This is a genomic window from Pseudomonadota bacterium, assembly GCA_026388255.1.
Lineage (GTDB): Bacteria > Desulfobacterota > Syntrophorhabdia > Syntrophorhabdales > Syntrophorhabdaceae > JAPLKB01.
In genome coordinates, this window is sequence record JAPLKC010000029.1 from 1 (window position 1) to 8,606 (window position 8,606).

Below are 8,606 nucleotides of genomic sequence, written 5' to 3' on the forward strand. Positions count from 1 at the left end.
AGAGGGGCCCACAATATCGAATAACAGCGGTATATACAAATGGTATATCGATCCTGAAAAATGCCTCGACTTTTGGGCACGCAACAATGGGAGTTGCGGAAACTGCGTCCGTGTCTGCTCCTACAATAAGCTGCCGGGTAAGCTGCACGATATGGCGAGATTCCTGATTAAACACGCATCCTGGCTGAACCCTGTTCTTGTCGGGATGGACAAGCTGGTCGGCTACGGCAGTCGGGTCAAGACGGAAGATGCCTGGAAATGAAAGGGCCTATTGCCAGACTCAACTTCTCCACAAATTGACTCTAAATTTGTTTTTGACTAACGACTATTCGCTGTAGTTAAGATACGAAGCAATACAATTTGAGACCTTTGCAAAAGCACTCTAATTGCTCTTTTCTGCCATGCTTGTGCAAGCGATATCCAGTAAATTCAATAATCTCTGGATACCGGTTTTCACCCACGGATCATCCGCAAGCAGGTACCCGCACTCCGGGGCAGGCTTAATGACGGCATTTTTAGAGTCTTGCAAAGGTCTTTGTTAAATCAATAGATACCTCGCAGCTCTGCTGCGGAGTAGTTCATTTGCAATTAGGTTGTTGTCAGAGAAAACCAGGAAACCCCGGTGAAATTGTGGGAAGACAAATTTAACTTAAATATTCTTTCCTTTTCTGGTATAAAACATAATTGATTAAGGTTACTTCGGATATTAAAAAATAACGGATGCGCAAAACTGTATGAAACATGAAAGAAACAATCAGTCTGCCGGGATGTTTTTTATTGTCATTAAGGAATCCATAGGATCTTTTCTGGGTCACAACAATTTTGAGATGTCCGTTGCCCTTGCTTCATACGGTTTTTTTTCGATCATTCCGCTCCTCTTCTTTGTGGCGTATCTTTTCGGCAGCTATGATGCCCTTTCTCAGCAGGTCATCAAGGGTATTGAGAATCTTTTGCAGCATGTATTGCCGAACTTTAATATGTTCACGATAAAAGAATTCTATTTTTCCACCAGCTACAGAATCACCTGGGGTTTTATCAGCCTGTCCCTGATCTTTGTGTCTCTGATGTCTGTAAGTGATTCCCTGCGGACGGCCTTCCTTAAGATTTTTAATATTACACGGGAGATATCCTTTCTCCGGGTACAACTTATCAATATAGCGACAACAATGCTTATGCTCGCCCTGTTCATTGTCCTTGTCGCAGGTGAAATGGCATATATATCATTTGCGCGCCCATTTATTGATAGCATACCTTTTCTTAAGGGCAGCGGGGATGTCCTCGCATCATTAATAGTGACAAGTGTGTGCATGGTCATGGTTTATATTGCATTCCCGCCTAAAAGGCTCAAGGCCTGTCATATTGTAACAATATCCATCATTACCGCCATCCTCCTTGTCACGATGAAAAACCTCTTTACCCATTTCCTGAGCTTTAATCCTGATTATGGTATCGCCTTCGGTTCCCTGAAGACATTCTTCATAATGATCATCTGGGTGTATTACAGTTTTCTGGTAATCCTCTTTGGTGCTGAAATCATAGTAAATATCGGAAAAAAAGATGCCCTTCTATTGAAAAAACTATTTCTCAGCGTAGAAAATATTGAAAAAATCCCGGAAAGGTTCATCAACAGGTATACCAGGGTATATAACATGGATGATATTGTTTTTACGGAGGGAGAGCATGGCGATGTCATGTTCTTTATCGTATCCGGGACAGTCAGTATAAGCAGAAAAAATCAGATTATCAGAACTATGAAGAGAGGCGACTATTTCGGCGAAATGTCTATGCTCCTCAATGCTCCGAGGACAGCAACTGTAATTACATTGGAAGACAACACGCGGATTGTTGTCATTTCACAGGAGAACTTTGAAACTATCCTGAAGGAAAGCCCCGAGGTTGTCCTTACTATTCTTAAAGAAATGACCTTACGGCTCAAATTAACAAACGAAAGTATCTGATCTTTGGAACCACTTGTTCCACGAGTCGTTCTTGTTCCATCCGTCGCACTCAGAAAGGCTGCCACGGCCTTTGTACTATATGCCCAGATATGCCTCTGTAACCCTCGCATCGTGCTTGAGCGCTGATGATTCGCCTTCCATGACAATGCTCCCGTTTTCAAGGACATTGGTTCTCTGAGAGTGTTCCATTGCTATATGGGCATTCTGTTCAACAAGTATCATTGATATATGCTTTTCTTTATTTATAAACTGTATCAACGCAAATATTTCTTTTGTAATAATAGGTGAAAGCCCCATAGAAGGCTCATCAAGGAGCAGGAGCTTTGGATTGGCCATAAGCGCCCTCCCCATGGCAAGCATCTGTTGCTCGCCTCCTGACAGGGTCCCCGCAGGTTGCTTCAAACGTTCACCAAGCCTGGGAAAAGTAGTAAGAATGAGCCCGTATAGCTCCTTTTTCAAATGTCTGTCATGAAGTGAATATCCACCGAGTTCAAGGTTCTCCTTTACCGAAAGGTCGGGGAATACCCGTCTTCCCTCCGGCACCATCGTGATGCCGCACTTTACTATCTTTTCAGGTTTAAGCCCGCTTATTTCCCGGCCTTCAAACTCAATATTACCGCCTTGCGGTTTAAGGAGACCGGCAATAGTCTTCAAAAGGGTAGTTTTTCCGGCGCCGTTTGCACCAATGACAGAGAGGATTTCACCCGGTCTTATTTCTAATGTTACTTTATGAAGGGCTTTAATTACGCCATAATTTACCGTGATGCCGTTTATTTTGAGCAGCATATCTTCACTCATTCCAATGCTTCTCCAAGGTATGCCTCAATCACTTTTTTGTCCTTTTTAACCTCTGAGGGCACGCCTTCCATGATTTTTTCACCAAAATCCATTACGACTATCCTGTCGGAAATGCCCATGACAAGCTTCATCTGGTGTTCTATGATGATTATTGAGAGAGAATATTTGTCTTTTATCACTTTTATTGTATCCACAAAATCAAGCACTTCTCTGGGGTTCATGCCCGCACCCGGCTCATCGATGAGTAATAATCTTGGTCCTGTCGAAAGTGCCCGTGCGAGTTCCAACCTTCTCTGTTCCCCATAAGGCAGGCTGCCGGCAGGATAATCTTCCTTACCGGATAACCCGAAAAAGTCGATAAGACCTCTTGCTTTTTCTTCGGCTTTTCCTTCTAAAGCAAAATAATTGTCGGTTCGGAACAAAGCAGAAAGCAGACCATAACTCTTCCCGGCAAGTACAGCCGATAAGATGTTTTCAAAAACAGTTAGATTATTGAATAACCTCATGTTCTGAAACGTGCGCGATATTCCGAGATGTGACAGTTTGTAGGGGGGAACCCCTGTTATGTGTTTATCAGAGAATTTTATCATGCCTCCATCGGGGCTGTAAAACCCGGTAATAAGATTAAATACTGTGGTTTTGCCGGCGCCGTTGGGCCCTATTATGCCGAGTGTCTCGCCTTCCCGTACATAAAAAGACATATTATCAACAGCCTTCACGCCGCCAAAACTTTTTTCAAGGTTTATTGCTTCCAGCAATTTCATAGTTCAAAACTTCATTTTATTTTTTTGGCCATCAACCCATATGGTTTCCACATCATTAGTGCAATAAGCAGTATTGGGATTACCACCCATCTTAAATCCAGTAGTTCAACGGGCAGGACGATCCGCAGCCCCTCTATAAAACCTACCCATATAATGCTTGCATAGATCGTTCCCCTGATGCTTCCCATGCCGCCGATTATAACAATGATGAGAAAATCTATCGATTTGAGTATGTCAAAATTTGACGGATGGAGAAAGGTGTAAAGATGTGCATACAGGCCACCTCCAATACCTGCGAGCATACATCCGTAAGAGAATGCCATGAGTTTCATTCTTGATGTATTAATCCCTATAGAGGTTGACGCAAGCTCATCATCCCTGATGGATCGCAGGAAGAGCCCGTACCTCGAATATATGAGGTTTTTTGTAATCAAAACAATGAATAATGCAGAAAAAAACGTAAGCTCAAGGTTTGTAATTTTCGTTATACCGACAAAACCCCTTGATCCGCCAAGCACCTCTGCAAACCTGTCGGAATTGTCAAGAATGACCCTGACGAGTGTGCCGAAACCGAGCGTTGCTATAGCCAGAAAATCATCCCGTAATCTCAAAATCGGGATTCCGATAAGATAACCGATGCAACCGGCGACAACACCGCTGATAAGCAATACAGGCAAAAAAGAGAAGACCCCCTCTATTCCGAATATCTTTGTAAGGTATGCAGATGTATAGGCGCCGATGCCGTAGAATGCCGCATGACCTAATGAAAACTGGCCTGTATAGCCATAAATGACATTCAGACCCAGAGAGGCTACAGTCACGATAAGGGCAAATAAGGTAATCTGCTGAATATAGATTGATATAAAATTATTGGCAAAGAGTATCTTGAGCAGAATATAAACAACAACAGATACTAATAAAAATTTTTTTGATTCGAGGAAGAATCTCATACCTTCTCAATCCTTTTTCCGAATATCCCGCTTGGTTTCAGAATGAGAACAAGCAGGAGGATGATGAATATTAAACCATCCCTGAATGTAGATGAAATAAATGCAGAGACAAAGACCTCTAAAAGACCGATGATGAATCCCCCGAGCACTGCGCCGTGCACAATGCCTATACCGCCGAGCACTGCTGCTATGAATGATTTTATACCCGGCATGATCCCCATAAATACATTGATCTGAGGATAGGCAATCCCGTACAGGATACCCCCCAAACCGGCAAGGGATGCACCGACAATAAAAGTAAATGAAATGATCCCGTCAATGCCGATGCCCATGAGCGAGGCCACCTCCCTGTCATAGGAGACTGCCCGCATAGCCTTTCCGTATTTTGTTCGATAAACAAGCAAATAGACAAGAAAAAGGGAAACAAATGTAATGAGAAATATAAGGAGTTGTATATTGGTAACGGTAAACAAGGCAAAATCATAGCTCTCTATTTCAAAGGGCCTGGGGAAGGCAATATAATTCGGGGTGAAGAGGGCGTTTAAACTCAGAAAATACTCAAGGAACAATGATACGCCGACAGCAGTGATAAGCAGGGAAATTTTCGGTGCGTTTCTGAGCGGTTTATAGGCTATCTTTTCTATGAGATATCCTGCAAGACCTGTGCTGAGCATAGTGATAATAAAAACAAGATAAATGGGCATGCCGAATTTTGTAATAAGGAAATAGGCAATAAATGCCCCGAGCATGAAGATGTCGCCATGGGCAAAATTGATAAGCCTCAGCACCCCGTAAACCATGGTGTAACCGAGGGCTATCAGGGCGTAGACAGCCCCTAACTGGAGGCCATTAATAGTCTGTTCAATTATATAACCGAGAAGCTCCATAACAAATCTCCGTACAGCTTAACTATTCCAGGGGCTCACGTCGCCCCCTCCACCGGCCAAGCCGTCGGAGCCTTCCCTTCTCGCTCACCGTGTGAGCTAAAAAAACCCTTGTATGCCTGCGCCTGTCCTCCCGGAGGGGGGGTCGGCTCCTTTTCGACGCCCGGGGCACCCACTTGTTGAGTGGGTCGTGCTTTTGAATGCAGCTTGGTATCGTTTTTGCCGGTTTGAAAAACCTTACCTCACCGTATAACATTTTACAGCTTTTAAGGATTAATTGTCGTCATATATTTCACTTTATCCTTCTCAACCTTCAGTAGAACAACAGATTTTACCGCATCGCCGTTCTTGTCAAAACCTATGTTTCCTGTTACCCCTTTGTGGTTTTTTAAAGAAGAGAGGTATTTCATTATCTCTTCCTGTGTCGGCTTTTTCACGCTGTCGATTGCCTTCAACAGAATCATTGTAGCATCATATCCGAGCGCTGCCATTGCATCCGGCACCGCCCCGTGCTTTTCTTTATACCTTTTAATAAATGCATCTGCTATGGGGTCTTTTCTATCAGGTGAGTAGTGATTGGTAAAATAACCTCCGATTATAGCATTTCCTGCAATCTTCATCAATTCCGGAGAATCCCATCCGTCGCTGCCCAGCAGGGTTGACTTCAAGCCCTTTTCTCTTACTTGTCTCGCAATAAGCGCTACCTTGTTGTAATAGTCGGGCAAATAGATAATGTCAGGCTTCTTCAGCGCTATTTTAGAAATCAGGGCTGAAAAATCCACATCATCTTTCTGATAGGATTCATAGGCAACAATAGCCCCGTTGCCTTTTATAAAAGTTGCCTTAAAGAACTCTGCAAGACCTTTCGAATAATCGTTACCCACATCATAGAGCACTGCGGCCGTTTTTGCCTTTAATTCATTCAGTGCGAAATTTGCCGCCACAGTGCCCTGAAAGGGGTCTGTATAACATGCCCTGAAAATATAGGGCTTCCTTTTTCCTTCGTATATTGTTACCTTCGGGTTTGTGGCAGTACCGGTAACCATGGGAATCCTGTTTTTGTTTGCTATATCGCTGACCGGTATAGTCACTTTGGATGTGAGTGGGCCGCTGATTGCAATAACCTTATCTTGCGTAATCAGCTTGAGCGCTGCATTGGCACCTTCTGTGGGATCGTTTTTGTCGTCGGCTATGACCGGCTCAATGGTATATTTCCCTTTTTTTGCATACTCCTCAAGGGCAATGACAAAGGCATTCCTTGCCGACTCTCCGTATGTTTTTACATCACCTGTTAACGGTGTTATAAGACCTATCTTTATAGTGTCCTTTGCATATGAAATATTGGCGATAAAAAAGAGCAGAAAGAAGATAACAACATATTTTTTCATATCTATACCTCAATTTATTGTTAAAAAATTCACATAATAAAAATAAAAAATATAACCTGATTTGTAAAGACTTTTATTTTAGCCGAAAATCCTTTACAGACATCGGGGGTATAGGAAATGCTGGTATAATCCTTACTTGCATAATTGATACCAATTTGGATTTATAGATAGCACCCAGAAGAGGGTACCCGGGTAACGAAGTTATATGATTGAAGGCAAATTGGCATGACTTCCACTATAGATTACGAACACCCATAGCTTCTGCCTGCGGACACTTGTATTTTGCACTACAGTGAAGACAAGCAATTTTGGGAAAGATGATAAAAAATCTGAATAAAAGCAGGGCCACTACAACCAGAAAAATGAGCAACAGGGCAACAGAGAAATTCACAATCAATGCAGGAATCATCGCCAGAATAGGGACTATGAGCGAGGCTATATACAGATTATTGGCACAAAATATGCCTACAGCCCGTCGATGGAATGCTTCCGGATCCCCTTCTTTTGCTATCCTCTTTGAAAGAACATTCAAGCCCGATACGCACAGCGAGTCCCTTGTCTGGTAGTAAAGGCAATTCGGGCAAACAGTCAAAGGCATTATCACATACATTTCTACAAAAGATAATACGATATACAGAATCCCGAAGGTGTAGCCCGCCCATAAGGAGAAGCTGTAGCCAAGGGCTATTCCAGTTCCACCCATCAGAAAATGCAGTATCGTGCTGACGTTATAGATGAGCACACTGGACAACGGATATTTTATATAAAGCTTGGCTTTTTCACCTTTCTTTGATTGCATTTTCCCTTCTTAGGTGTCTATGTCTATGAATTAATACAAAAAAGTTACCTATGTCCCAAGAATAATCTATTGCCTATGTTACCGTTCGGTTATTATTTAATGTATTTGTCACCAACAGAGTACATTGTGCCATGTTTTGTTTTTTTTCACAAGTAGCGCTCCTTCTTTACTCGTTGATCGTTGGGCTATTTGAACTTAGCAAGGTATATCAGCTCCTGGACCACAACTCTTATCTCAGGCAATAGCTTGTCAAGGTCGTTTCGGACTGCATGATATTGCCTGCTGTGAGCCGACTTGTCTCCAACGTCCTTAACACTTGGCAGTGCACTTTTGGTGTTTCGGGACAAGTTCCACAAGGATTCGGCAAGGGTCATTTTAATAAATTCTGAAAGGAAATAAAAATTCCCATTACCGTCTTTGATCTTATCTGCGATCTTGAATGACTCGAATACCTCAATAATTAATGTGTCAAGACATTTCCGGGCATTATGCAGGGCTGACAGGCGCTATGCATCCTCCCTGTGTGGAGCAAATCAGTTAGGATTTTGTTTTATGAAAATTATTAAAGCCACCTCAACTCTACACCACGATGATTTTGCCTTCATCCACAGTTACCACATAAAACTTGTAGTATTATGTTTAGGGCCGGAAAAAGTTCTATAAAATAATTTATAATAAATGTTATAGTTTTCTCGTTTTACGGGTTGGAAAAAGTTTTAAGAAAAACATGATGTTTTTACTCAAAACATCTTTAGCATGATATGTTCAAATTGAGCACTTATTAACTCCAACCGAGCATAAACCATATATCAATCCATGCCTATATCTGAGAGAGGGGGAATGAAAAAAGTTATATGTGCCAAGATTAGTTTCCACCTGTAGCGCCTCCACTATTTTGTTTTATAGGATCCGTTACACACTCTATTAAACCTTCCCGTTCCACAATCCTGTTTATTTTATCAAGTATTTTTAAGCATACTAAAAAGAAACGGTCGGATATTTCCGACTAATATAGAAGATTATTGTCGGATATTTCCGATTATATATAAGACCCCCTATTGTCAT

General features: G+C 42.2%; 8 protein-coding genes. 2 read left to right on the top strand and 6 right to left on the bottom strand.

Annotated features, from left to right (window positions below):
• Together NT178_03070 and NT178_03075 are read left to right on the top strand one after the other, a co-directional pair.
• The coding region (locus NT178_03070; protein MCX5811509.1) for a reductive dehalogenase at nt 1–262 on the top strand (262 nt) is incomplete at its 5' end.
• 472 nt (nt 263–734) lie between these two features.
• A complete protein-coding gene (locus NT178_03075) occupies nt 735–1,958 on the top strand; it encodes a YihY/virulence factor BrkB family protein (GenBank protein ID MCX5811510.1) in 1,224 nt (407 codons plus the stop codon).
• 75 nt (nt 1,959–2,033) lie between these two features.
• Here NT178_03075 and NT178_03080 read toward each other — a convergent pair whose 3' ends face one another.
• The 6 genes from NT178_03080 to NT178_03105 form a co-directional block, all read right to left on the bottom strand.
• Nucleotides 2,034–2,741: an ABC transporter ATP-binding protein gene (locus NT178_03080; protein ID MCX5811511.1), complete on the bottom strand. Its 708-nt coding sequence runs from the start codon at nt 2,739–2,741 to the stop codon at nt 2,034–2,036.
• A gap of 11 nt (nt 2,742–2,752) precedes the next feature.
• Nucleotides 2,753–3,520, bottom strand: coding sequence for an ABC transporter ATP-binding protein (locus NT178_03085; protein MCX5811512.1), 768 nt, complete (start codon nt 3,518–3,520; stop codon nt 2,753–2,755).
• Nucleotides 3,521–3,531: 11 nt separating this feature from the next.
• On the bottom strand, nt 3,532–4,470 hold the full coding sequence (locus NT178_03090) for a branched-chain amino acid ABC transporter permease (protein MCX5811513.1): 939 nt from the start codon (nt 4,468–4,470) through the stop codon (nt 3,532–3,534).
• A complete protein-coding gene (locus NT178_03095) occupies nt 4,467–5,357 on the bottom strand; it encodes a branched-chain amino acid ABC transporter permease (protein ID MCX5811514.1) in 891 nt (296 codons plus the stop codon). The genes NT178_03090 and NT178_03095 overlap by 4 nt, the downstream gene beginning before the upstream one ends.
• 263 nt (nt 5,358–5,620) lie before the next feature.
• Nucleotides 5,621–6,742: an ABC transporter substrate-binding protein gene (locus NT178_03100; protein MCX5811515.1), complete on the bottom strand. Its 1,122-nt coding sequence runs from the start codon at nt 6,740–6,742 to the stop codon at nt 5,621–5,623.
• A gap of 235 nt (nt 6,743–6,977) precedes the next feature.
• The gene (locus tag NT178_03105) at nt 6,978–7,541 is read right to left on the bottom strand and encodes a hypothetical protein (GenBank protein ID MCX5811516.1); all 564 of its coding nucleotides are present in this window, start codon (nt 7,539–7,541) and stop codon (nt 6,978–6,980) included.
• Between the last annotated feature and the right edge of the window lie 1,065 nt (nt 7,542–8,606).